The sequence below is a fragment of the Vibrio sp. Vb0598 genome (genome assembly GCF_033338935.1).
In the GTDB taxonomy this organism is placed as follows: Bacteria; Pseudomonadota; Gammaproteobacteria; order Enterobacterales; family Vibrionaceae; genus Vibrio; species Vibrio alginolyticus.
Window position 1 is genome coordinate 1 of sequence record NZ_JAWOTP010000334.1, and the last position, 1,004, is coordinate 1,004.

Below are 1,004 nucleotides of genomic sequence, written 5' to 3' on the forward strand. Positions count from 1 at the left end.
CATCTCCACTAAAATACCGGCTAGTTTTTTATCTTGATAGTAGATGTCGTTTGGCCACTTAAGCTTAACACCTTGGATACCGATACTTTCCAGTGCTTCGACTGTAGCAATACCCACGACCAAACTCAGTCCCATCGCTGCCGCCATACCCGCATCTAAACGCCAGTACATAGACAAATACAGATTGGTGCCAAATGGCGATATCCATTGACGTCCGCGACGACCGCGCCCCTGCGCCTGATATTCAGCGATACAAACTCGCCCTTTATCGGATTCACTGACTTTCTCTAACAAATATTGATTCGTTGAATCGATCACGGAAATCAGTTCTACCGGAGTGCTAATGGCATTTTTCAGACGAGTTTCATCGAGTAATTGAAGAGGATGAGCCAGTTGATAGCCTCGTCCTTGGATACGATAAATATCCACTCCCCAATCATTCAACCCTTTAATATGCTTTGCAATTGCCGCTCTAGAAATGCCCAGTTGTTGTCCAAGCATTTCACCTGAATGAAAACCGCCATCGCTGAGTGTTTTAAGGATATGTAGCTTCACTGAGTGTTCTTTTCTCATTGAGCCGCCTCAATCTTAGCGAGATTAGTTTCACCTTGACGATTCATAAAGCGCACTTCGTGTTCGAGTTCAATTTGGTACTTATCCCACACCGCCCTTTTCACCAGAGAAGCAAGTGCAACCACGTCATCAGCACTGCAGTTGTCGACATTTGTTAATACCAACGCTTGTAAAGGGTTCACCTGAGCACCGTTGACTGAAATACCTTTCAAACCACACTGGTCAATCAGCCAACCGGCTGCCACTTTCATTCCCTCGTTTGCAGGGTAAGCCACCATGTCGCTATGCTTTCGAATGAGTTGATCATAATGATCTTGGCTGATCACAGGGTTTTTAAAGAAACTCCCTGCGTTACCGACTTTAGCTGGGTCTGGCAGTTTCTCCATACGAACTTGGCACACACGTTCAAATATTGCATTTGGACTTAATTC

1 protein-coding gene and 1 pseudogene are annotated in these 1,004 nt (G+C 45.2%); both read right to left on the reverse strand.

Going from position 1 to position 1,004, the window contains the following annotated elements:
• A partial coding sequence (gene birA / locus R7Q38_RS25095; RefSeq protein WP_318114766.1) for a bifunctional biotin--[acetyl-CoA-carboxylase] ligase/biotin operon repressor BirA occupies nucleotides 1-573 on the reverse strand: 573 nt, incomplete at its 3' end.
• Nucleotides 570-1,004 (reverse strand): annotated as a pseudogene (locus R7Q38_RS25100) (UDP-N-acetylenolpyruvoylglucosamine reductase); the annotation flags it as partial. The pseudogene R7Q38_RS25100 and the gene birA, both read right to left, overlap by 4 nt.